Genomic DNA, 23,502 nt, shown 5'->3' with positions numbered 1-23,502 from the left:
ATTGCTGCCATCATCGGCGGCAATGTCTGAGAATCTTTCCCTGAGCGATGCCGAGGCCCGGGCCATCCTGCGCGCGGTGCATGGTGCGGCGATTGAGGCCGCGCTGCCCGGCCCGGCGATGCGCGGGCATCTGCCGCCCCCGCCGCGCGGCCGCTGTGTGGTGGTAGGCGCGGGCAAGGCTTCGGCGGCGATGGCGGCCGCGCTCGATCAGGCCTTGCAGGAGGCATGGGGGCCGCAGGTGTCCGTTTCCGGCGTGGTGGCCACGCGCTATGGCCATGGGGTTGCGGCGGGGCGGATCGAGATCGTCGAGGCGGGCCATCCCGTGCCCGATGCCAACAGCGTGATGGCGGCGCAGCGCCTGCTGGCCGCGGTTGCGGGGCTGGGGCCGGATGATCTGGTGATTGCGCTTGTATCGGGCGGCGGGTCGGCCTGTATGGAATGGCCGGTCGAGGGCATGGGGCTGGAGGATCTCCAGACGCTGGGCCGCGCTTTGCTGGCCTCCGGCGCGGGGATCGGCGAGATGAACACGGTGCGCCGCCATCTCTCGCGCGTGAAGGGCGGCAGGCTGGCGGCCGCAGCAGGGCCCGCGCGGGTCTATACCCTGTTGATCAGCGATATTCCCGGCGACGATCCGGCCGCGATCGCCTCAGGGCCGACGCTGGCCGATGGCACAACGCCGCGTGATGCCCTGGCCATCATTGAGCGCTATGGCCTGCCAGTGCCCGAGGCGGTGCGGCGCAGGATGATGGCGGCCCCGGCCTGCACGGTGGCGGGCGAATATCGGATGATCGCCTCGCCGCAGCAGGCGCTGATGGCGGCGGCGGACAAGGCGCGCGAACTGGGCTTCGCGCCGTTGATGCTGGGCGACGCCATCGAGGGTGAGGCGCGCGAATTGGGGCGGGTCATGGCGGGCATCGCGCTTTCCGCGCGCCAGTGGGGCCACCCGGCCACGGCACCCGCCATCCTCCTGTCGGGCGGCGAGGCAAGCGTGACCTTGGCGGGCGCCTCCTTTGGCAAGGGCGGGCGCAACACCGAATTTGCCCTGTCGCTGGCGCTGGCTCTGCAGGGCGCGCCGGGCATCTGGGCGCTGGCCGCCGACAGCGACGGCATAGACGGCAGCGATGATGCGGCGGGGGCCGTCGTCGCCCCGGACACGCTGATCCGCGCGGCAAAACAGCGGTTGGACGCTAGAGGCTTCCTTGCCTCTCACGACAGCTACAGCTTCTTTGCTCCGCTGGGCGATCTGCTGATCACCGGCCCGACGCTGACCAATGTGAATGATATTCGGATCATTCTTGTGGCGTGATTTTGCGTCCGGCCCCGACCCCCGGCGGGCTGTTTAAGGGCAGCGCGCCGGGGGCTGATTGTCGATGGGATCATCAGGTTCGGGTGATCGAGATCCCCCCGTCGAGCAGCGAAGCGGTGCCGGTGACGAAACTGGCGTCATCGGAGGCCAGATACAGCACCGAGCGCGCGATCTCTTCGGGCTTGGCCACGCGCTTGAGCGCATGGAGGCCGGTGATGAAAGCCTGCTTCTCGGCATTGTCATTCATGCCGCGATACATGTCGGTATCCACCGCGCCGGGCAGGATGGCATTGACCCGAACCTGTTGCGGCCCGAATTCGGCGGCCAGCGCCTGCGTCAGGCCGATCAGGCCCGATTTGCTGGCCGCATAGGCGGCAACGCCTGGGAAGGAAAAGCTGTAGCCGACAAAGGTCGAAGTGAAGATCACCGAGCCGCCGCCATGCTGAACCATCTGCGCGATCTGATGCTTGGCGGCAAGGAAGGAGGCGGTGAGGTTGGTGTTCACCGTTTCGGCAAAGCCTTCGGCCGAAACCTGCGTGCTGGGGCCGGCCTCGCCCATGATTCCGGCATTGTTGAAGGCGATGTCGAGGCGGCCGAAATTCTCCACCGCCGCGCGCACCAGCGCTTCGTGAAACGCCTCGTCCCGGACATCTCCGGCCACGGCAACAGCCTCGCCGCCCGCCGCCCTGATTTCCGCGACCAGACTGTCGAGTTCGGCCTGACGGCGGGCGCCGACAACCAGCCGCGCGCCTTCGGCGGCAAAGAGGCGGGCGGTGGCCCGGCCGATCCCGGCGCTGGCCCCGGTGATGATGGCGACCTTATCCTGCAAACGATCCATGATGCTTCTCCTTGGCTTTTTGGGGCAGACCCCGTTTGATGAGGTGAAGATGCGCTTGCAGGATCGTTCGGATCAGTGGCTAAATGTGAGTTCTATAATTCGGAGTGGCCGAACGATGATCCGTATTGAGGGAATAGAGGCTTTCGTCGCCACCGCCGAACATGGCTCAATCAGCGCGGCCGCCCGGCAATTGCGGCTCTCCAAATCCGTGGTCAGCGAAAGGCTGGCCGAGCTGGAGCGGTCGCTGGGCGCGCGGCTGCTCCATCGCAGCACGCGCAAACTGGCGCTGACCGAGGATGGCAGCGCCTTTCTGCCCCGCGCGGCGCGCATCACCCGCGAGATCGCCACCGCCGCCGCCGATATTGCCGAGCGACGCGGCACTTTGAGCGGACCGCTGCGCATCGCCGCGCCGGTCACTTTTGGGCGGCTGCATCTCGGCCCGGCGCTCTACCCTTTCCTCAAGGCCCATCCCGATATCCAATTGACGCTCGATCTGGACGACCGGCGGATCGATGTCGCCTCCAGCGGCCATGACGCCATCATCCGCAACGGACCGATTGATGACACGCGCCTGATCGTCTGGAAACTGGCGCAGAGCCGCCGTTTGCTCACCGCCTCTGCGGCCTATCTGGCCGTGCATGGCACGCCCCGGACGCTGGAGGATCTGCAGGGGCACAGGGGGATCTATTATACCAATCGCGGCGCGGGCGATTGGCGTTTCGAGACGGAGGAAGGGCCTGTTACGATCCGCGCGCGCCTGTCTCTGGGCGTCAACAATGGCGACATGATGCGCGATGCGGCCATCGCCGGGCTGGGGCTGGCCATGCTGCCTGCCTTTATTGCCGGACCGGCGATCAAGGCGGGCGATCTGATCGAGGTGCCGTTGGAGGCCGTCCCCGCGCCCGATTTTCTCTACATGGCCCATGCTCAGGGGCGCGAGCCTTCGGCCAAGCTGCGCCGCCTGATCGAGCATCTGCGCGCCAGTTTTGGCGATCCGCCTTACTGGGATTGAGCATCTGCCCATCGGCAAAGGATGGTGCGGGCGCCCAGCTTGACATCGCGCAGCGATTGGCCCGCCATATGGCGCTGCTGCCCTGCCTTGTCTCCCCTGCCTTACCTGGGGACCGGCGATTATTGCGGCGGGGTGAAGGCGGCGCGGGCCTGCGCCACGCGTGCTCTTGCTACGCATCCGATGGCGTGATCGTTGACGAGCCCCATTGCCTGCATGAAGGCATAGGCGGTGGTCGGTCCGACAAAGGCCCAGCCGCGCTTTTTGAGATCTTTGGACAGGGCCACCGAGGTTGGGGTGGTTGAGACGGCCTGCAACGCGGCGCCCGGTTCGACCTTTTCCTCATAGCGCCAGAAATAGGCGGCCAGCGAGCCTTCCTGCCGGACCATTTCCACCGCGCGCCCGGCATTCCTAATCGTGGCCTCGATCTTGCCGCGATGGCGCACGATGCCCTCGTCATGCAACAGACGCTTGACATCGGCCTCGTCATAGAGGGCGATGCGGTGGAAATCGAAACCGTCAAAGGCGGCTCGGAAATTGTCGCGCTTGGCCAGAATGGTGCGCCAGCTCAGCCCCGACTGAAACCCTTCCAGCGTCAACTTTTCGAACAGGCGGCGGTCATCGGATACCGGAAAGCCCCATTCGGTGTCATGATAGGCCATATAATCGGCCGTTGCGGCGCACCAGCGACAGCGATGATGCCCGTCGGGGCCGGGAATGGTCGCGCTCATCGTTCAGGCTTTCCGGATGGTCTGTTTGCCGAGGTTGAAGGCAACCGCCGCCTTGATCAGCGCATCGAAAGCCGCCGCATCGACCATCTCTCCTTCGCGCAGGTCGATTGCCCGCCGCGTGCCGCCGCCAAATCCGGCATTGAACAGTCCGGCCGGATCATCCAGCGCCGCGCCATGGGCAAAGGTGAGTTTGACATAGGCCTTATAGACCTCGCCCGTACACAGTATGCCCGCATGTTCCCAGGTCGGCACGCCCAATGGATTGGATGGTTTGACCCATTTCACACTTTCCACCACATCGGGATCGGCCTGCAGGATCATGGAGCGCAAACGCGCCAGGCTTTCGCCCCGCCAGTCGCCCAGACTGGCCAGCTTGGCATCGATCCGGGCGGATGGTGTTTCCTGCTCTGTCATGGCTACATCCCGACTGTATTTTCTTGTCCGGCATTTGCCACGGGATGGGCGGAGGTTCAATTAAAAGGGGATCTCGATGCCTTCGAAATCGAAGAGTTTGCCGCTGTCATGCGGCTTGAGCCCCTCGATCACATCGAGCAGTTGCAGGGCCGCCCGCTCGGCATCAAACAGCTTTCCGGCTGCGACATTGCCCTGAAACGGGCGCGAAAGCGCCGTATCGACCGTTCCGGGATGCAGCGCGACGACAATCGAGCGATCATTGCGGCGGCGCTCCTCGATGGCAAGATTGCGCACGAGCATGTTCAAGGCCGCCTTGGAGGCGCGATAGCCATGCCATCCGCCCAGCCGATTGTCCGTGATCGACCCCACCCGCGCCGAGAGCGCGGCAAAGACCGCCCGCCCGGTCCGGGGCATGAGCGGCAGGAAATGTTTGGCCACCAGCACCGGACCGATGGCATTGACGGCATGGACCTTGGCCAGCCACGCCGGATCAAGATCGCGCAGCGCCTTTTCCGGCCCGAGGTCGCCATCATGCAGCAATCCGGTCGCGACAATGATCAGAGTGGGCGGTGGCCCCTTGGCCACATGCGCGGCGGCCGCGGCAATGCTGGCCTCGTCGAGCAGGTCGATATGCTGCGCCCCGGGGCGCGAGCGGGCAAAGCCATGGACGGTTTCAAACCCGCCTTCCTCAATCAGCGCCGCCTCAAAGGCATGGCCGATCCCGCCCGACGCCCCGATGATGACGGCGCTGTTGCCGCTCATGCGCGGGTGAACCGCCAGCGGTCGGCGTCGCTCTCGGCGGCGTCGAAGCGATAGCCGTCGCTGTCAAAGCCGCGCATCGCGTCAATGTCGGCAATGTGGTTTTCGCACATCCAGCGCGCCATCATGCCCCGCGCCCGCTTGGCGTGAAAGCTGACGAAGCGCGGGCCATCGGGGCCTGCCTCGCGAAACTCCACCTCGACCACGCGCAGCCCGGGCAATTGCCCCGCCACGGCGGCGAAATATTCCTGACTGGCAAGGTTGAGCACCACGCCCGAGCCTTCCTCCGCCACCTGCGCGCGCAGATGGTTGGCGATCCGGTCGCCCCACCAGTCAGTCAGCTTTTTGTGGCCCGGCGCCCAGCGCGTGCCCATTTCCAGCCGATAGGGCCGGATGGCATCGAGCGGCCGCAGCAGCCCATAGAGCCCCGAGAGCATCCGCACATGATCCTGCGCGAAGGCTACCCCTGCCTCATCGAGCGTATGCACCTCAAAGCCGGTATAGACATCGCCGACAAAGGCAAAGAGCGCCTGCCTTTCCGGCTGCTCGGCAAAGCTGTTGAAACGCTCGACGTTCAATTGCGCCAGCTTGGGCGAGATATGCATCAGCTTGCCCAATTGCTCGGCGGACAGATCGGCGGCCGAATGCGCGAGGTCGAGGGCCTCCTGGGCGAAATGCGGGGTCGAAACGGCAAGCGGGGGCAGGGCGCGCTCGAAATCGAGCGTCTTGGCCGGGGAGAGCAGTGCAATCATCGCCGCCGCGTTAGCGGGAGCGGCGGGCAGCGTCAAACTGTCCGCGCGGCCATGTGGCGCGGCCCCTGCAATCGGATCAGGGATAAGCCTGTGGAGGCGGACCGGACGCGTGTGGAAACGGCGGCGGTCCGATGCTAAAACCTTCCGCAAAACAGGGGGGAATGCCATGAACTGCTGTCGGTCCGGCCCGGTGATTCGCCGTAACGCCCTGATGCGGGCGCCGGGTCCTTGCTGCGATGGCGAATGATCGGGCGGCTGTCGGGCGCAGGCCGCGCCTGATTGATGTTGCGCAGGCCGCAGAAGTTTCTGTCGCCACGGTGTCGCGCGTGCTGGACGATCACCCCGCCATAACGCCCGAAACCAAGGCGCGGGTTGTCGCCATCGCGCGGGAACTGGGCTATCCCTTGCGCGAAGGGGGCAGGGACAAGAACCAAAGCCGCGCGCGAAAGCCCAAACGCAGCGGCTCAATCTGCGCGGTCATGCCTGTCGCCTTGCCCAGCGGGAGCCGCCTTGCCAATTCCTTTGAGCTTAACCTGCTGGGGGGGATCGGGGCGGCGATGCGCGACCATGGGCTGGATTTTTCGATATCGTCTCAGGCGCCTTATGATGACGCCTCGCTGACCCGTTTCATGGCCAGCCATCCCTATGACGGCATCATCTTTCTGGGCCAGTCGCAGTTTCACTCCGGCCTGAACCGGATGGCGCAGGGCAATCGGCCCTTTGTCGTCTGGGGCGTGGAAACGCCGGATCAGCTCTATTGTTCGGTGGGCAGCAACAATGCCGAAGGCGGGTGGCAGGCGACCAGCCATCTGGTGAAACTGGGGCGAAAGCGGATCGCCTTTATCGGGCAGGCGGCGCCCATCACCACCGCCCAGACCCGGCAGGCGCAATTGTCGGAAAGGCTCTCGGGCTTTCGCAGCGCGTTGGCCGGGGTGGGGCTTCCGGCCGATCTCACCATGCCGCGCCCCGCGCCCTCGGGGATGCAGGCGGGCATGGAGGCGGTACAGGCGTTGCTCGATCAGCAGGTCGCCTTTGACGCGATTGTCGCCTCATCGGATCTGGTCGCGGTGGGGGCCATGCGCGCGCTGCATGAACGCGGACGGCGCGTGCCCGAGGATGTGGCCATTGTCGGCTATGATGACAGCGAGGCCGCCCGTCTGGCCCATCCCCAATTGACCACGATCCGTCAGGACACGATCCTCGCGGGCCATCTGCTGGTCTCGAAACTGCTGCGCTTGATGGCGGGTTATCAGGTGCGTTCCGAAAGATTGCCCACCGAACTGGTTGTCCGCGAATCCTGCGGGGCCTTGTCCGCCGAGGGAAGGACCGCCCCGCAGGCGGCAAACAAGGCGATCAACCCATAGGCCAGCATCGGGATCACAAAGCAGAGAGCAAAGCCGAAATGCTCTCCGGTCCATCCGACCAGCGCAGAAAGGATCGCGCCCCCGGCAATCGCGGTGCTCAACAATCCCGACACAGCCGCCGAGGGCGCCGTCGATCGCTCGACCGTGATGGAAAAGATGACCGGAAACATGATTGCGTTGAACAGGCCGATGCTGAGCGCGGCATAGCCGGCCAGCGCTCCCGAACCCAGTGCGGCAAGCGCGCTGGCGATCACGGCCCCGCCCGCCGCCATGCCCAGCATCCGCGCCGCAGGCCAGCGGTGGAGCAGCCATGTGCCCGCCAGACGCCCCGCCAGCGCACCGCCCCAATAGAACCAGCCCAGATAGTGCCCCGCCTCCTCCAAGGTCAGATTGAGCACCGATTTCTGGTGCAGATAGGGAATGAGGATGCTGCCGATGGAGCCTTCGGCGCCGACGTAAAGCGCAATCCCTCCGGCCCCGGCCAAGGCCCAGCCGGAGCCCAGCGCCGCGCGGATGGCTGCACCTCTCGATGGCATCCCCCCTGCCGGAGCGGCGGGGCGCGAACCGGCCCATGCGGTCGCTCCGACCACGACCGCCGCGATCAGTACAAGCCCGTTGATCGCCGCAGACCAGCCATAGGCCTGACCAATGCCCAAGGCCATCGCGGGGGCGCCCGTCGCCTTGGCGCCCAGCGCGAGATTGGTGCCCAGCGACACGCCCACCAGCACGCCCAGCGAATTGAAACTTTGCGCCAGCGTCAGGCGCGAGGAGGCCTTGCGGACATGGCCCAGTTGCACCACCAGCAGATTGGCCGCCACCTGCAGCACCGATGTGCCCAGGGCAATGACCGCCAGCGAGGCCAGCATCAGCCCGTAGCGCGCATCAACGCCCAAGGGGGCAAGGATGAACAGCCGCACCTGAAGACAGCCCAGCGTCATCAGACCCAATCCGCCCAGCACCATCGCCTTTGCCCCAAAACGGTGCAGCAATTGCGCCAGAATCAGCGAGGACAGCCCGCTGACCACCAGCGGGATCCATTGCACCGTCATGGCGGCGGAAAGGCCAAGACCAAAGACGATGCGAATCGCCGGAATCAGCGTTGGCCCCATCGCTCCCGACAGGCCCATGACCAGAAATACCATCAGGGCAACCGCTTGAAGCGATTGTTGGCGATCAGAGGCAGCGAGGACGGAAACTTTGTTCATCGCGTGCTTATGCCTCGATGTTGGCGGGGCGGACAGAGTGCGTAAAATTTGCATATGCAAACGGAACGCCTACCCATTGCAACCGATTGCGTAAAGTCTCAAGATTGTCGTCGAACGAAGGCTGGCGGCCAGATTGCGATCTGCCAGACACGTCCAGGGAGGGAACCAAACTCATGAAGTTACAGAAGAGTCTTGCCTGCTCCACCGCGATCATCGCGCTGATGAGCCATGGCCCCGCATTGGCGCAAACCGCTCCTCAGGCCGCGCCCCAGCCGGCCGCCGCCACTGCCGATATCGTCGTCACCGGGATGCGCGCCAGCCTTGAACGCGCCCAGGCCGTCAAGCAGAAGAGCGCCGGGGTGATCGAGGCGCTTTCGTCCGAAGACATCGGCAAATTGCCGCAATCGAGCGTGGCGGATTCGCTGGGCCGCCTTGCAGGTTTGGCCGGTGAACGCCGCGCCGGGCGCGTCAGCGGCATTTCGGTGCGCGGCTTCCGCGAGGATTTCGTGGGCACCACGATGAACGGGCGCGAATTGATCGGCATAGGCGACAATCGCGGCGTGGAATATGACCTCTATCCGTCCGAAATCATCGACACCGCCGTGGTGTACAAGACCCCCAATGCCGACCTGACGGCGATGGGCGTGGGCGGCACGGTGGACATGCGCACGATCCATCCGCTTGAGCACAAGCGCACGCTGGTGGTGAACGGCACGTTTGAACAGAATGGCCAGAAGTCGAAGAACCCCGATTTCAAGGATCAGGGCTATCGCGTCGCCTTGTCGTTCAGCGACAAATTTGCCAATGACACGATCGGCGTTGCGCTGACGGCGGCCACCACCTCCTCGCCCACGCAGGATCAGTATTTCAGCGTTTGGGGCTATGACAAGGGGGCGATTACCTCGGGCGCCAATGCGGGCAAATATGCCCCGGCCGGGATCGACATCTCCTCGCGCTCGCGCGTGCTCAAGCGCGACACGCTGGCGGGCGTGATCGAATTCAAGCCTGCCGAAAATTTCACCGCGATGGTTGACGCGCTCTACATCAACTTTGCCGACCAGGGCATTTCGCGCGGCTTTATCGAAGCCCTGCCGATTGCCCCGGACGGCAGCACGGTGATTTCCTCGAACGCCACCGCCATCACCTCGGCGCGCACCACCGGTTTCAATTCGGTCCTGCGCACCGATCCGCTGGACAAGCGGGGCAAGCTCAAGAGCTTTGGCGGCAATCTGAAATATGATCCGGCGTCCGATCTGCATCTCTCGCTTGATGTGGCCCATTCCGAGAGCACCAAGCGCGACACGCGGGCCGAGAGCTATTCGGGCCTTGGCCGCGCGGGCCTGACCACCCAGGGGCCGAACAATATCCGCACCTACAATTATGGCGACAATGGCCTGACCTTCTCGAACAATTCGCAGACCTATGACAATTACAACACCGTGCGCCTGGCCGGGCCGCAATCATGGGGCGGCAGCCTGTCGCCCATCGCGGCGCTGAACCAGACCGCTGTGATCGGTGCGGGCGGTCAGCCGATCGGCTTTGCCCAGGCGCAGGACGGCTTCCTCAACACCGCGATCTTTGATGAAAACCTCGATTCCCTGCGCTTTGCGGTGCAGAAGGATTATGAGGATTCCTTCATCAAGCATGTCAATCTGGGCGTACGCTATTCCGACCACAAGAAGTCGAAGGTCAATCAGGGCTACTTCCTGACCGCCAGCACCTATCCGCTGGATGGCGCCATTCCCTCTTCGGCGCGGCGCGGTGTGGCCGATGTGAACTGGGCGGGTCTGGGTAATGTCGTGGCCTATGATGCGCTGGGGCTGATCAACAGCAATTTCTACACCCGCTATGACGCGGCCAGCCTTGAACCCGACCGTATGGGCGATACCTATACGATCCGCGAAAAGGTGTGGCAGCCCTTCATCAAGGCCGATTTCGAGAAGGAGTTCGGCGGCGTCCGTATGTTCGGCAATGTCGGCCTGCAAGGCGTTATCACCAGCCAGCGCGCCTCGGGCTTCAACTCGGTGATCGGCTCGAACCAGCTCGATATCGCCACGCCGATCAACGATGGGGCCAATTACGCCCGCGTCCTGCCCAGCCTGAACCTGAACTTTGATCTGGGCAGCGGGCATACGCTCCGCTTTGCCGCCTCCAAGGTCATCAGCCGCCCGCGCATCGACTATCTGAACCCCGGCTCCTCGGTGAAATTCCGCAACAATGTGGCCAATGTGACCAACACCGATCCGGGGCTTGGCCCATGGGTGTCGACATCGGGCAATGCGCAACTGCGCCCCTATGAGGCCAACCAGTTCGACGCCTCCTATGAATATTACTTTGCCCGCGACGGGTTCATCTCGATCTCGGCCTTCTACAAGGATCTGGTCAACTGGAACGTGGCCACCACCACGGTGCGCGATTTCACCCAGTTCTATATCCCCGGCTATCATCAGGCGGTCAGCAGCAATGGCTCGACCATCTATACGCCCGCCACGTTCAAGGGGCTGAACACCACCTATACCGGCGGATTGAAGGGCGAGGTCAAAGGCATCGAAATTCAGGCCAGCCTGCCCTTTGGCCGGTTCATCCATGCGCTTGACGGCTTCGGCATCGTGGGCGGAGCGGCCTTCACTGACGGCGGCCTGAAGGATGGCACCGATGTGCCGGGCCTGTCCAAGCGGGTGTTCCAGCTTACCGGCTTCTTTGAAAAGGGCGGCTTCTCGGCCCGCGCCTCGATCAACAATCGCTCGAAATGGCTGTCGGAGGACCGTGGCGGTTCGAACACGATCTCGCCGGTCAACCGGGCGGGGCAAACGCTGGTTGATGCCCAGATCGGCTTTGATTTCAAACAGACCAACATTGCCTATCTCAAGGGACTGCGAGTCTCGGTTCAGGCGCAGAATCTGACCGACCAGAAGGATACCTATACCGACACGGCCAGCGGGCTGGTCACGCGGGTGGAAACCTTCGGGCGCAACTTCCTGCTCAACCTGACCTACTCGTTCTTCTGAACGAGGCCGTTCTGACAGGGCCTTGTTCGTACCGGGCCTTGTTCATGATAGTTCTCCCCGCTCGCCCCAACGGGCGGGGAGGGCGCCCATCACCAAAACACAAGAGGATGCAAACGTGACCCGACCGATCCGCAAGGTGGTCATTCTGGGAGGCGGCACAGCCGGCTGGATGACGGCCGCCTTGTTGGCCAAGGTCCTGGGGGTAACCACACAAGAGCGCAAGATCGCCATCGAACTGGTCGAATCCGATGACATCGGCATTATCGGCGTTGGTGAGGCGACCATCCCGCCGATCCAGCAGGTCAATGCCGTGCTGGGCATAGACGAGGCGGAATTTCTGCGCGAAACCAAGGCGACGATCAAGCTGGCGATCCGGTTTGAAAACTGGGGCGCGATTGGCGAGAGCTATTATCACACCTTTGGCGCGGCAGGGCGCAACCTGCCCTTCTGCTCGTTTCACCATTTCTGGACCCGCGCCCGCCAATTGGGGATCGAGGGCAGCTATTGGGATTTCGACCTCAATTATCTGAGCGCGCGAGGCGGCAAATTCGCGCCCACCACCGGCAATGATCCCATCTGGGACATGCCCTATGCCTATCACTTCGATTCCGGCCTCTATGGTCAATTCCTGCGCCGCTATTCCGAAAAGCTTGGCGTGGTGCGCACCGAAGGCAAGGTCCGCGATGTTCAGCGCGCCGCCGGGGTGGGCGACATCATGGCGCTGGTGCTGGACGACGGGCGACAGGTGGCGGGGGATCTGTTCATCGACTGCTCGGGCAGCCGGGGCGTGCTCATCCAGCAGCAATTGGGCACCGGCTATGAGGATTGGAGCCACTGGCTGCCCTGTGATCGCGCGATGGCGGTGCCGTCTCAGCGTCATGCGCAAACCGCGCCTTTCACCCGCTCGATCGCCCATGGCGCGGGCTGGCAATGGCAGATCCCGCTGCAACATCGCAACGGCAACGGGCTGGTCTATTCCAGCCGCTTTTGCAGCGACGATGAGGCCGCGCAGGTGTTGCTGGGCCATCTGGAAACGCCCGCGCTGGATGAACCTCGCATCATCCATTTCCGCACCGGTCGCGCGCGCCGCCAATGGAACCGCAATGTCGTGGCCATCGGCTTGTCCAGCGGCTTTCTCGAACCGCTTGAATCCACCAGCATCTATCTGATCCAGTCGGCGATCACGCGCCTGCTGCACCTGTTTCCGCATGACGGGATTACAGCCGATCTGATCGGGGAATATAACCGGCAATCGCAGATCGAGATGGAGCTGATCCGCGACTTCATCATCCTGCATTACCATGCCAATCAACGCCGCGATTCCGCTTTCTGGCGCGACCTTCGCCAGATGGAGGTGCCCGAAAGGCTGGCGCGCAAGATCGCTCTGTTTTCGGCCAATGGCACGCTGGTTCAGGATCAGTATGACATTTTCATGGAGCCGTCCTGGGTGCAGGTGTTGATGGGGCAGGGCATTTTGCCCGCCGATTATCACCCGCTGGCCGATGGCCCGTCCGAGGAGCAATTGCGCCGGCAATTGGCCCAGTTGGCGCAATTGAAAGCCCGCCCGCTCGATCAGTTGCCCAGCCATGACGACTATCTGCAACGCTTTCTGGGCCAACCGGCATGAGCTTGCGCATCGCGATCATCGGCGGGGGTACGGCAGGCTGGATGACCGCCAATCTGCTGGCCCATCGCTGGGGCGCAGGCAAGGCGCAGATCACGCTGGTCGAAGCGCCCGAGATCGCCACCATCGGCGTGGGCGAGGGATCGACCCCCACGCTCAAGCGGTTTTTTGAGGTTCTGGGTATTGCCGAGGACGAATGGATGCCCGCCTGCTGTGCGACCTATAAGGCCAGCATCCGCTTTCGGGGCTGGAGCCCGGCCTCGGGCGTGGCGCAATACAGCCACCCTTTCCTGACCCAGCTCGATCTGCATACCGAGGAAGCCTTTACCCTCAATTGCGGCAATCGCAGGCTGGGGCTGGATGTGCCGACCGCGCCGGACGATTTCCTGCTGGGCGGGGTGTTGGCCGCGCAGGGCAAGGCGCCGCTCGCGCCCGCCCATTTCCCGTTCCGCATGGAATATGGCTATCATTTCGACGCAGGATTGTTGGGCCGGTTTCTGCGCGATTGCGCCACGGCGCGCGGGGTGACGCATCATCAGGCGCAGGTGCAGGACATTATCCGCGATGATCGCGGCGCGATTGCGGCGGTGATGACCGACCGGGCCGGGCGGATTGAGGCGGATTATTTCGTCGATTGCACAGGCTTTGCCGCCTTGCTGATGCGCGGCGTGCTCGATGTGCCGTTTGTCAGCTTTCGCTCCAATCTGTTCAACGATGCCGCTGTGGTGCTGCCCACGCCCTCCGCTGCGTTGATCCCGGTAGAAACCACGGCGACCGCGCTTTCCCATGGCTGGGCATGGTCGATCCCGCTGACCAACCGCAACGGCAACGGCTATGTTTACAGCAGGGATTTCCTGTCTGCCGATGCCGCAGAGCAGGAATTGCGCGCCTCAACCGGGATGCTCGACAGCCCGGTTGAGGCGCGCCACCTCAGTTTTCACACCGGCCAGCTTGCCCGGCACTGGGAGCAGAACTGCCTTGCCGTCGGCCTGGCGCAGGGATTTGTCGAGCCGCTCGAGGCCACCGCACTGCATCTGGTGCTCAACACCGTCGATCTGTTCATGGATCATATGGAGCGGGGCAGTTTCACGCCGCAATATCGCGATGTCTTCAACGCCGTCATCACCGACCGCGTGGAGCGGGTGCGCGACTATATTGTCGCCCATTACAAGCTGAATACGCGCGATGACAGCGACTATTGGCGCGCCAATCGCAACAATGATGATCTGTCCGATCCGCTGCTCCAGATCCTCGATACATGGTTTCGCCGGGGCGATCTGGCAGCGCTGCTCGCCCGGCCGCCGGGCCTGAGCCATTTCAACAGCGCTTCATGGCATTGCCTGCTGGCCGGTTATGGCGCGTTCCCGCCGCTGGCCGAGATGCAGCGCGAGGATGTCGATTTTTACCGGTCCCGCGATCTGGCGCGGTTTCTGGATGGATGCAGTCTCAATTTCCCGTCGCATGGCGATGCCCTTGCCCAAATGAAGAAGGTGGCAGCATGAGAACCCCGAAAATCGGCAAATTTGCACTCACCGCGGCGCTGGGCACCGTGCTGGCCCTGAGCGCCTTTCCGGCCCAGGCCGCCCAACCGGCCCCTGCCGCGCAGACGGAGAAGGCGGCCGTAAAGGCCGAGCCATGGTGGACCCATGCCGTCATTTATGAAATCTATCCCCGCAGCTTTCAGGACAGCAATGGCGACGGGATCGGCGATCTCAATGGCGTGACGCAGCGGCTCGATTATCTCAAGGAGCTTGGGGTTGACGCCATTTGGCTGACGCCTTTCTTCCCCTCGCCCAATGCCGATTTCGGCTATGACGTGTCCGATTACACCGCCGTGGCGCCCGAATATGGCACGATGGCTGACTGGGACCGGCTGACCCGCGAGGCGCGCAAGCGCGGCATTCGCGTGATGGTCGATCTGGTGCTCAACCATTCCTCGGACCAGAATCCGTGGTTCAAGGAATCGCGATCATCGCGCAGCAATCCCAAGCGCGACTGGTATGTCTGGCATGATCCCGCGCCCAATGGCGGCCCGCCCACCAATTGGGAGTCGATCTTTGGCGGATCGACATGGGAATATGACAAGCCGACCGGCCAATATTATTATCACGTCTTTTTGAAGGAACAGCCCGATCTCAACTGGGCCAATCCGGAGCTGCAAAAGGCGATGTATGATGTGGCCCGCTTCTGGCTGCGACACGGGGCCAGCGGCTTCCGCCTCGATGCGACGCCCTATCTGTTCGAGGATACCAATTGGCCTCAGGATCCCGATGTGAAATCGGGGGCCCCGGTCGGCCTCAAGCCGTATAACAGCAATCTGCCCGCCACGCGCGCGGCCTTGCGGGGCCTGCGCAAGGTGGTGGACAGTTTCCCCGGCGATCGGGTGCTGCTGGGCGAAAATGCGATTTCCTCGATTGCCGATCTGCGCCGGGTTTATGGCGCAAAGGGCGACGAGATCAATCTGCCGATGGATTTCCTGTACAAGGATGTGACCAGTCTCAACGCATCGACCTTCAAGGCGCGGATTGACGAGGCGGAGCTGAAGCTCGATGGCTTTCCCCCGGTTTTCCATTTCAGCAACCATGATACCCCGCGCCAATGGTCCCGTTTTGGCGATGGCCTGCATAATGACCGGATCGCCCGGATCACTTCGGCCATGACGTTGACCCTGCGCGGCACGGCGCTGATGTATTATGGCGAAGAGATCGGCATGCCCGATCTGGCGCCCGATGAACTGCGCGACATTCCCCTTGGCCCCAAGCGCAAGGTAGCCGACAACCGCGACCCCGAACGCTCGCCCATGCAATGGAGCGCGGGCAAGGAAGCAGGCTTTACCACCGGCGATCCTTGGCTACCGGTTGGGCGCTCGGCCGCGACGGTCAATGTCGCCCGCCAGCGGGCCGATGCGGGATCGCTCTATCATTGGTATGCCCGCCTGCTGCAACTGCGCAAGACGAACGCCGCCATGCGCAGCGGGGCCTATGTCCCTCTGGAATCCGGCAATTCCGAAGTGCTCGCCTATGCCCGGCGCGATGCGGGCGGCAACGGCGTGCTGGTTCTGCTCAACATGAGCGCTCAGCCGCAGACGCTTGCGATCAGCGGTTGGCCGGGCCATCGGCCGACTTTGAGCCGCACGCTGATGACCACCAAGCCGGGCGCGACGGTGGACGGGGAGCATCCGGCGCTCGAGCCTTTCGGCGTGCGGTTGGTTTCGTTCAAGGGGGGCTAAGCCCCCCTCAGGCCCGAGGGCGGATCATTTTTCCGGGCGGTATCCGTCAAACCGGGTGGGCAGGTCGGGCTGGACATACCATGAGGCCGGGAAATCGGCCCGATGGGTGCCGTTCCTGTCCCTTTGCAGCACGCCGGGGCCGAGTTTGGCCGTAAAAGGAATGTCGTGCCGCCCCGACGCATTGGCCAGTTTCTGATACAGTGTTGAACGCAGCGTGATCTTGATATCCTTATAGGCCGGATCGTTGACCAGATTGACCCGCTCGTCGGGATCCTTGTTCAGATCATAGACTTCCTCTGTATCCCAAACGCCGTAATACTGGATGTATTTCACGCGGTTGCGTTCGATGGCAAAGGTCGTGGGGGTGAAGGGCACGGTCCATTCCCAGTAATATTCATAAATGAAATCATGGGTGGCGTTCCAGTCTCTGGACGATTGCCTGCCCTGGATCAGGGAAAGCCAGCTGTCGCCCTCCATCTGCGCCGGTTTGGCAAGACCGGCCATGTCGAGGAAAGTCGGGGCCAGATCCAGATTGCGCACGCGCGCTTCATTCACCGCACCCTTGGGGGCAAGGTTGGGCGCATAGACGACCATGGGCACCCGCACCGAAGGTTCATAGGCATTGCGCTTGTCGGTCAGCCCATGGTCGCCGATCAGATAGCCATTGTCGCTGTAGAACACGATCATGGTATTCCGATCCAGCTTGGCCCGTTTCAGATACGCTATGATCCGGCCCAGACTGTCATCAATCGGGCTCAGCGTGCGATAGATGCTGCGCGTCATGTCCGACAGGGACTGGTTTGTGGCAAAGGGAAAATCCGCGCCGTGCCAACTGTTGCGCTGGTCCTGAACCCACATCGGCTTGCCCTTGTTGTTCTCGGGCGTATTGGCCATGGTGTCGGGCAGGTCGATCTTCATCCCGTCATATTGATGGGCATAGCGTTCGGGTGGCGTGGCCTCGGAATGGACCGCCTTGTGGCTCAGATAGAGGAAGAAGGGCTTCTTGGGATCCCGCCCATGCTCAAGCCAATCCATCGCATAATCGGTCAGCTCATCGGTGATATAGCCCTTGCGAGGCACGGACCGGCCATCGACATTCAGTGTCTGGCGCTCCCCGGCGGCGATGGCGGCAGGTGAGAGTTGCTCGGTGGGAAAATAGGTGCCTTGCCCCTTGAAGGCGACCCAGTGATCGAAGCCGGGGCGGGGTTTGTCATTGTCCCACCCCATATGCCATTTGCCGAAAAAGGCGGTGTTGTACCCGGCCTTCTGCAAATAGGACGGGAAGAAGGTCAGGCCGTCCTCGGAGGAGTCGTTATTGTCCACAACGCGATGATTGCGGACGGATTCCCCGGTCAGGATCGTCGCGCGGCTGGGCGAACAGAGCGATGAGGTGACGGCGGCGTTTTTGAAATAGACGCCGTTTCGCGCCAGAAAGTCGATATTCGGCGTTTTGAGGCCGGGGTTGAGAAAACCCATCATGTCATAGCGCAGATCATCCACCAGAACGAAAATGATGTTGCGCGGTTGTTGGGTCGGGGCGGTTTGCTCCCCGGGCGCGGCGGCCGTCGGCTTGGCGACTGTCTGTGCCTGGGCGGCAGGTATCTGGGCCAGCATGGAAATCGACGCAAGGGTTGCGGCGGTGTTCAAAAGCACCTGTCTGATAAGCGTCATCGCGCGATGATCCCTGTTGGGGAGGCCGGGCGATTGATGCGGCGCCCTTCCCCCGAGTTCTCTCCAATTTTTTTAACGAGATTAAACAATGAGGGCGGCGTGTCAATAAAATGCTATCGTTTGTATTATACATTCATGCAAGCGATTGCGATTTTGTCGCTCCTGATGGCGGGGTGTTGTTGCAGTGCTGATATAGCGGGATTCTTTGATCCTATCCGTTGATTTCGGTTGCTTTGCCCTTGAAGGGCGCGGCTGGGGTCGTGGTGGGGGAGCGGGGTGAGGGGTTGGGCAATTTTCTAGGATTCTAGCGATGGAATCGATTTCCGAATGTCAACTTAATATTTTAAAAACATATATATAAATCCATATAATGGGAAATATTGTTCTGACCTGCATCGGAATTCCTTCAATCGTATTCGTAAAGGGAAATCGTTGGTATTTATTTGACTCCCGATCCGCCTTCGCTATGCATCCGGCCATAACCACAAGGGGGAGTTGTAATGTTGAGGCCTCTTTGCGCCCTGATGACGGGCGTTGCCACCATGGCCATTTGCGCACCTGCCATCGCCCAGACGGCCGACGGAGCGGTCCCGACGGCGCCGGGCGAAATCGTCGTCACCGCGCAGAAACGCGCCGAACGCCTGCAGGATGTGCCGGTCGCCGTGTCTGCCGTCACCGCCGACAGTCTGGCCCGGGCGCAGATCAATGATACCGCCTCGCTGTCCCGCGCGGTCCCCTCGCTGACATTCCAGCAAGGGCAGGGCTCGCAGTCCAATGGTTTCCGCATTCGCGGCGTCGGTTCGCAGCTCTTCAGCCTTGGCGTCGAGGCTTCGGTCTCCACCGTTGTCGACGGGGTCGTTGCGGCCCGCGCGACGCAGGGATTTTCCGATTTCGCCGATATTGAGCGCATCGAAGTGCTGCGCGGCCCGCAGGGCACGCTGTTCGGCAAGAACGCCACCGCCGGCGTGGTCAGCGTGATCACCGCCAAGCCCAGCCGCAAGCCCACCGCCTCGATGGAAGCCACCATCGCCGAAAAGGGCGAATACCGCGTGAAGGGCACGGTTTCCGGTCCCTTGTCCGAGACGGTCGCCGCCCGCATCAGCGCCTATTACAATGATGTCGACGGCTATATCTATAACGTGGCCACCAAGCGCAATGTCAATGGCAGCAAGTCTTGGGGCGTGCGCGGCAAACTGTTGTGGGATGCCACGGAAAACCTGAACTTCCTGGCCAGCGCCGACTATCGCAAGAGCAATGCGCTGTGCTGTCAGTCGGTGGCGGTGCAGACGGTGACGCCCGCAGTTATCGCGCTTTCGCCAGGCATCACGGCATCGCCCACGAACCGCCGCATCATCGACGATTCCGATTCCTTCAACAATGAAAGCCAGTACACGCTTTCGCTTGAAGGCAATCTTGACCTGGGCGGCGCGACGGTCACTTCGATCACGGCCTATCAGCATTATGAGAATGATGCGAACAACGTCGTCGATCGTATCAACAATCCACTGCCGGTCTATACGGGCGGCATTGCCCAGTTCAACCAGAATGGCGGCACCATCGGTCTGAGCAGCTTTTCGCAGGAATTGCGCATTGGCTCGAACGGCAAGAGTGATCTGACCTATGTGGCCGGTGTGTTCTATGCCAATACTTCGGTAACGCGCGATTTCCTGCGTCGCCAGGCGCTTTGCAGCACTGGTACGCTGGGCGATGTCTGCGCTGCGCCGACCTATCGTTCGGTCTTCTCGCACGCCTATAACAAGTCGGAGAGCGTTTCGGCCTTCGGTCAGCTTGAATATCGCGTGGTCGGCAATCTGAAACTGCTGGGCGGCGCCCGTCTCCAGCGTGAGAAGACCTCGGTTGACGGCGTACGCTATGGTCCCGCGCCGCAATATCCCACCGATGCGGCGATCCCGGGCTTTGGCGCAATTTCGGGTTATCGCTCGGCATCCGACACCGCGCTTACGGGCAAGGTCGGCGCCAAGTACGAATTCAGCCGCAATGCCCAGACCTATGCCAGCTTCACCCGCGGCTATAAGGGCTATGGCTTCAACACCGAACCGGCGACCAATTTCGCCACCCAGACCCCGGTGCTGCCCGAATATGTCAATGCGTTTGAAGTGGGCTTCAAGGGCCGCACGCGCGACAATCTGCTGAGCGTCACTTTCGCCGCCTTCCTGTCGAATTACACCAACCTTCAGGTTCTGGCCAATGTCGGCACGCCCTCGGCACCCGCCTTTGCCCAGACCAATGCGGGCAAGTCGACCACCAAAGGCTTTGAAATCGAAGGCACGCTGCGCCCCTCGAACCAGTTCTCGGTGGGCTTTGGCGTGACCTATGCCAAATCGACGATCACGGCCGACGGATTGAGCTGCGCTCTGCAAAATCAGGCGAACCTCTATGTGGTTCCCATCGGCGGCACGCCGCCCGCCAACACCTGCTATGGTTCGGGCACGGGCCAGCAGAATATCGTCAATGGCCGTCTGCCCTATGCGCCCGAATGGCGTATCATGGTCTCGCCCCGCTATGAGGCCGATATCCCGGGCACCAATCTGACCGGTTTCGGCCAGTTCAGCGTCAATTATCAAAGCCGCCAGATCTTCGACATTTCGCAGGACCCGATGCTGACGCAAAAGCCCTATGCGATGGTCGATGCCAGCATCGGCGTGCAGGGGCCGGACAAGCACTACACCTTCACGGTCTTTGTGCGTAACCTGCTTAATCAGAACTATTATTCGTCGATGGCGCATACCAGCCTGCTGGCCAGCGCCACCAATGCCAACGATCTGACCGCCTTTGTCAACAAGGACGCCAATCGTTACTTCGGCGCCACCTTCGGCGCCCGCTTCTGATCCATATCGGCCGGAGGGGATGATTTCCCTTCCGGCGCCCCTTGTCGGGCGAAGCCCCCCCCTTTCGGCACCGTCCGACGCCTGCTTTGCGGGCCTGCCAGGAACGGCGCTTTATTAATGGCTCTGCTTTTCTCCAAGGGCATGGTCGCATACGAATGGATGGATGGGCCCGGAGAGGGGGCTGAGGCATCCATCAAAAATCTGAAAAACATTGGAAATACTTCCGCTGCCCATCTTTGGATCAGGTGCGTTTCCAGCGTTTGAATCCAGCGTCGGACCGCCGGCAAAAGTCTCCGGACGTGTTTTTGGAGCGCTCTGACTTGACTTGCCATCGGTCTGAGACAATGTTGTCTCAGCGCAAGACAACCTTGTCATGAGTCTCTTCCCGGACACCGGGGGCAACGCGCGAAACGAATTACACAAGCAGTCGGTCTGCAAAGGACCGACGCAACAGGAGGGGATATATGCAACGCCACAGCAAGGCGCTTTGCGTCTTTACCAGCGCCATCGCGCTGACCATCGGTTGCGCCGCACAGGCGCAAACCGCCCAGGCGCCCGCCGACAATGGCGAAATCATCGTGACCGCGCAAAAGCGCGAACAGAACCTTCAGGATGTTCCTGTCTCGGTCTCGGTGCTTTCCTCGGCCGCGCTGATCAACAACCGCGTGGCCGGCATCGACCAGCTTGCCCAGATCGCCCCTTCGGTGAATTTCACCAACAGCGCCAACACGCGCGGGCAGGGCGTTTCGGTGCGCGGTATCGGCACGCTCAACTTCTCCGATGGCGTCGAGCCTTCGGTTTCGACCGTGATCGACGGGGTGGTGATCGGCCGCTCGGCCGCCTCTTTCTTCGATTTCAGCGACATCAACCGGGTCGAAGTGCTGCGCGGGCCGCAGGGCACGCTGTTTGGCAAGAATGCCAGCGCGGGCGCAATCAATCTGGTCACCGAAAAGCCCAATCTGACCAAGAACACTCTCGATGCCGCCGTCAGCTATGGCTCGTACAATGACCTGCGCATCAAGGGTTCGGCGTCCGTTGTGCTGGACCAGGGCCGGTTGGCGATGCGTGTGTCGGGCTTTCGTTCGACCGCCGATGGCGTCATCACCAATCTCTACAACGGCCAGAACCTGAACAACACCAACGGCTGGGGCCTGCGCGGCAAGTTGCTGTGGGAGCCGGACAGCGACACCTCGCTCTATATCATCGGCGACTATTCGAAGAATGACCGACGCTGCTGCGTCTCGACCATCCGCTCGATCCTGCCCACCACCACCTATTACACCGGCCAGACCCGCACCCAGTTGACCGCCGGGCAACAGCTTGGCCCCATCAACCGCACGGTGAACATCAACGGTGACACGTTCGGCAACCAGAGCGCGAATGGCGTTTCGGCCGAATTCAACACCAAGGTGCTGGGTCAGACGCTGACGGCCATTTCGGCCTATCGCACCTTCAAGAGCTTTGACAACAATGACCTCGATGGCACGCAGATCAACATCTATGACCTCAACAACGCGCTTCAGAACCAGAAGCAGTTCACGCAGGAATTGCGCCTGACCTCGCCTGCGCACCAGCGTCTGGAATATGTGCTGGGCCTCTATTATTTCTGGCAGGATCTCAAGACCACCACGCAGGTTGCGGGCAACGGCCCGACGGCTCTGCCCCCGGGCCAGTTTCTGGGCGCGCAGGTTGATCGCGGCATCAAGAGCAACAATGGCGCCGCCTTTGGCCAGTTGACCTTCCATGCCACCGACGCGCTCTCGCTGATCGGCGGCTTCCGCTATACGGCTGAAGACGCCACCGCCAATTTCAACCGCTACAACATGCCCGGCGCCGCCGGTCCGGGGCAGAGCGGGGCGGCCTATCTGTCGCCGCCGCTGCATTTTGCCAACCGCGATTTCAGCTACAAGCTGGGCGCGGATTACAAGATCTCGCGCGATCTCATGGCCTATGTCACCTATACCCGCGGGTACAAGGGCCCGGCCATCAACATGCTCAACAACCTGAACGCAGCCGTCGTGAATTCGGGTCAGGCGATCCTGAAGCCGGAAATCGCCCGCAATCTGGAAGTGGGTCTGCGCACGCAGATGTTTGACCGCAAGCTGACTTTCAACGTCACGGGTTTTCACGAGACATTTGAGAACTTTCAGGCCCAGACCTTCAACGCGCTGCTGTCCACCTTCACCCTGTCGAATGCGGGCAAGCTGACCTCGAACGGCGTGGAGCTTGAAGCCTCGGTGCGTGCGGCGCCCGGCCTCAACCTGTCGAGCAATGTGGCCTATACCGAAACCAAGGTCGATGGCTTCATCATCTCTTGCTATCCGGGCCAGACGGCAGCGCTGGGCTGTACCGGCGGCCAGCAGAATGTGTCGGGTCAATCGCTGGCCAATGCGCCCAAATGGGCCTTCACGCTGGGCGCCGACTACACGCGCGACATTGGCGATAATCTGCGCGCCAAGGCCAATCTGGGCTACACCTATCGTTCGTCGGTGTTCTTTGCCTATTCCGACCCGAACACGGTTCAGGGCGGCTATGGCCTGCTCAACGGCTCGCTCAGCCTTGAGACGCAGGATCGCCGCTATCGCCTGACGGTTTGGGGCAAGAATCTGGGCAACCAGCATTTCGTCACCAGTATGGGGACCGGATATCTCGACACCTCCTCCACCGGCGCTGGCTATACCCAGTTGCTGACCACCGACGCGTTCCGCACCGTCGGGGTGGAGGCTGCTGTCCGCTTCTGATC

Annotated in this window: 16 protein-coding genes; 9 read left to right on the top strand and 7 right to left on the bottom strand. The window is 62.2% G+C overall.

Going from position 1 to position 23,502, the window contains the following annotated elements; genetic code table 11:
* The first annotated feature begins 22 nt into the window (after positions 1-22).
* Entirely contained in the window at positions 23-1,306 is a 1,284-nt protein-coding gene (locus tag FHW92_RS04235; RefSeq protein WP_168601934.1) for a glycerate kinase, read from the top strand.
* A gap of 73 nt (positions 1,307-1,379) precedes the next feature.
* Here FHW92_RS04235 and FHW92_RS04230 read toward each other — a convergent pair whose 3' ends face one another.
* Complete coding sequence (locus tag FHW92_RS04230; RefSeq protein WP_168601933.1) at positions 1,380-2,144, bottom strand: SDR family oxidoreductase; 765 nt, start codon at positions 2,142-2,144, stop codon at positions 1,380-1,382.
* 115 nt (positions 2,145-2,259) lie between these two features.
* On the opposite strand from FHW92_RS04230, the gene FHW92_RS04225 reads away from it, so the two are divergent.
* Positions 2,260-3,156, top strand: a complete 897-nt coding sequence (locus FHW92_RS04225) for a LysR family transcriptional regulator (protein ID WP_168601932.1) — start codon at positions 2,260-2,262, stop codon at positions 3,154-3,156.
* 119 nt (positions 3,157-3,275) lie between these two features.
* Here the strand turns inward: FHW92_RS04225 and FHW92_RS04220 are convergent, their stop codons facing one another.
* The 4 genes from FHW92_RS04220 to yaaA are packed head-to-tail and all read right to left on the bottom strand — an operon-like array spanning position 3,276 to position 5,809.
* Complete coding sequence (locus FHW92_RS04220) at positions 3,276-3,884, bottom strand: DNA-3-methyladenine glycosylase I (protein WP_168601931.1); 609 nt, start codon at positions 3,882-3,884, stop codon at positions 3,276-3,278.
* A gap of 3 nt (positions 3,885-3,887) precedes the next feature.
* Complete coding sequence (locus tag FHW92_RS04215; protein ID WP_168601930.1) at positions 3,888-4,298, bottom strand: DUF1801 domain-containing protein; 411 nt, start codon at positions 4,296-4,298, stop codon at positions 3,888-3,890.
* A 60-nt stretch (positions 4,299-4,358) separates the two neighbouring features.
* Positions 4,359-5,060, bottom strand: a complete 702-nt coding sequence (locus tag FHW92_RS04210) for an SDR family NAD(P)-dependent oxidoreductase (protein ID WP_168601929.1) — start codon at positions 5,058-5,060, stop codon at positions 4,359-4,361.
* Positions 5,057-5,809 carry a peroxide stress protein YaaA gene (gene yaaA / locus FHW92_RS04205; protein WP_168601928.1) on the bottom strand — a complete coding sequence of 251 codons (753 nt, stop codon included), beginning with the start codon at positions 5,807-5,809 and terminating at the stop codon, positions 5,057-5,059. Before yaaA ends, FHW92_RS04210 begins: the two co-directional genes overlap by 4 nt.
* A gap of 236 nt (positions 5,810-6,045) precedes the next feature.
* Here yaaA and FHW92_RS04200 point away from each other — a divergent pair, with 236 nt between their 5' ends.
* Positions 6,046-7,173 (top strand): LacI family DNA-binding transcriptional regulator, encoded by a 1,128-nt coding sequence (locus tag FHW92_RS04200; protein ID WP_168601927.1) that lies wholly within the window; start codon positions 6,046-6,048, stop codon positions 7,171-7,173.
* Here the strand turns inward: FHW92_RS04200 and FHW92_RS04195 are convergent.
* A complete protein-coding gene (locus tag FHW92_RS04195; RefSeq protein WP_168601926.1) occupies positions 7,059-8,315 on the bottom strand; it encodes a sugar MFS transporter in 1,257 nt (418 codons plus the stop codon). The genes FHW92_RS04200 and FHW92_RS04195 overlap by 115 nt on opposite strands.
* A gap of 236 nt (positions 8,316-8,551) precedes the next feature.
* On the opposite strand from FHW92_RS04195, the gene FHW92_RS04190 reads away from it, so the two are divergent.
* From FHW92_RS04190 to FHW92_RS04175, 4 genes are all read left to right on the top strand, one after another.
* A complete protein-coding gene (locus FHW92_RS04190) occupies positions 8,552-11,386 on the top strand; it encodes a TonB-dependent receptor (RefSeq protein WP_168601925.1) in 2,835 nt (944 codons plus the stop codon).
* 115 nt (positions 11,387-11,501) lie between these two features.
* Positions 11,502-13,013 carry a tryptophan halogenase family protein gene (locus tag FHW92_RS04185; RefSeq protein WP_168601924.1) on the top strand — a complete coding sequence of 504 codons (1,512 nt, stop codon included), beginning with the start codon at positions 11,502-11,504 and terminating at the stop codon, positions 13,011-13,013.
* Complete coding sequence (locus tag FHW92_RS04180) at positions 13,010-14,512, top strand: tryptophan halogenase family protein (protein ID WP_168601923.1); 1,503 nt, start codon at positions 13,010-13,012, stop codon at positions 14,510-14,512. The genes FHW92_RS04185 and FHW92_RS04180 overlap by 4 nt, the downstream gene beginning before the upstream one ends.
* Positions 14,509-16,239, top strand: a complete 1,731-nt coding sequence (locus FHW92_RS04175) for an alpha-glucosidase (protein WP_168601922.1) — start codon at positions 14,509-14,511, stop codon at positions 16,237-16,239. The genes FHW92_RS04180 and FHW92_RS04175 overlap by 4 nt, the downstream gene beginning before the upstream one ends.
* A 24-nt stretch (positions 16,240-16,263) precedes the next feature.
* Here the strand turns inward: FHW92_RS04175 and FHW92_RS04170 are convergent, their stop codons facing one another.
* Positions 16,264-17,910, bottom strand: a complete 1,647-nt coding sequence (locus FHW92_RS04170) for a sulfatase (RefSeq protein WP_246869893.1) — start codon at positions 17,908-17,910, stop codon at positions 16,264-16,266.
* A 500-nt stretch (positions 17,911-18,410) separates the two neighbouring features.
* On the opposite strand from FHW92_RS04170, the gene FHW92_RS04165 reads away from it, so the two are divergent.
* Positions 18,411-20,759, top strand: coding sequence for a TonB-dependent receptor (locus tag FHW92_RS04165; protein ID WP_246869892.1), 2,349 nt, complete (start codon positions 18,411-18,413; stop codon positions 20,757-20,759).
* A gap of 464 nt (positions 20,760-21,223) precedes the next feature.
* On the top strand, positions 21,224-23,500 hold the full coding sequence (locus FHW92_RS04160; protein ID WP_168601921.1) for a TonB-dependent receptor: 2,277 nt from the start codon (positions 21,224-21,226) through the stop codon (positions 23,498-23,500).
* Positions 23,501-23,502: the final 2 nt, after the last annotated feature.

This window comes from Novosphingobium sp. SG707, assembly GCF_012275515.1.
GTDB lineage: Bacteria > Pseudomonadota > Alphaproteobacteria > Sphingomonadales > Sphingomonadaceae > Novosphingobium.
The sequence above is the reverse complement of the archived record's forward strand: the minus strand, read 5'-3'. Positions and strand labels throughout refer to the sequence as shown.

Excerpts from the sequence above, each read along its gene's own strand:
- FHW92_RS04235 (WP_168601934.1), top strand. The coding sequence starts at position 23 with ATGTCTGAGAATCTTTCCCTGAGCGATGCCGAGGCCCGGGCCATCCTG.
- FHW92_RS04230 (WP_168601933.1), bottom strand. The coding sequence starts at position 2,144 with ATGGATCGTTTGCAGGATAAGGTCGCCATCATCACCGGGGCCAGCGCC.
- FHW92_RS04225 (WP_168601932.1), top strand. The coding sequence starts at position 2,260 with ATGATCCGTATTGAGGGAATAGAGGCTTTCGTCGCCACCGCCGAACAT.
- FHW92_RS04220 (WP_168601931.1), bottom strand. The coding sequence starts at position 3,884 with ATGAGCGCGACCATTCCCGGCCCCGACGGGCATCATCGCTGTCGCTGG.
- FHW92_RS04215 (WP_168601930.1), bottom strand. The coding sequence starts at position 4,298 with ATGACAGAGCAGGAAACACCATCCGCCCGGATCGATGCCAAGCTGGCC.
- FHW92_RS04210 (WP_168601929.1), bottom strand. The coding sequence starts at position 5,060 with ATGAGCGGCAACAGCGCCGTCATCATCGGGGCGTCGGGCGGGATCGGC.
- yaaA (WP_168601928.1), bottom strand. The coding sequence starts at position 5,809 with ATGATTGCACTGCTCTCCCCGGCCAAGACGCTCGATTTCGAGCGCGCC.
- FHW92_RS04200 (WP_168601927.1), top strand. The coding sequence starts at position 6,046 with ATGGCGAATGATCGGGCGGCTGTCGGGCGCAGGCCGCGCCTGATTGAT.
- FHW92_RS04195 (WP_168601926.1), bottom strand. The coding sequence starts at position 8,315 with ATGGTATTTCTGGTCATGGGCCTGTCGGGAGCGATGGGGCCAACGCTG.
- FHW92_RS04190 (WP_168601925.1), top strand. The coding sequence starts at position 8,552 with ATGAAGTTACAGAAGAGTCTTGCCTGCTCCACCGCGATCATCGCGCTG.
- FHW92_RS04180 (WP_168601923.1), top strand. The coding sequence starts at position 13,010 with ATGAGCTTGCGCATCGCGATCATCGGCGGGGGTACGGCAGGCTGGATG.
- FHW92_RS04175 (WP_168601922.1), top strand. The coding sequence starts at position 14,509 with ATGAGAACCCCGAAAATCGGCAAATTTGCACTCACCGCGGCGCTGGGC.
- FHW92_RS04170 (WP_246869893.1), bottom strand. The coding sequence starts at position 17,910 with ATGACGCTTATCAGACAGGTGCTTTTGAACACCGCCGCAACCCTTGCG.
- FHW92_RS04165 (WP_246869892.1), top strand. The coding sequence starts at position 18,411 with ATGTTGAGGCCTCTTTGCGCCCTGATGACGGGCGTTGCCACCATGGCC.
- FHW92_RS04160 (WP_168601921.1), top strand. The coding sequence starts at position 21,224 with ATGCAACGCCACAGCAAGGCGCTTTGCGTCTTTACCAGCGCCATCGCG.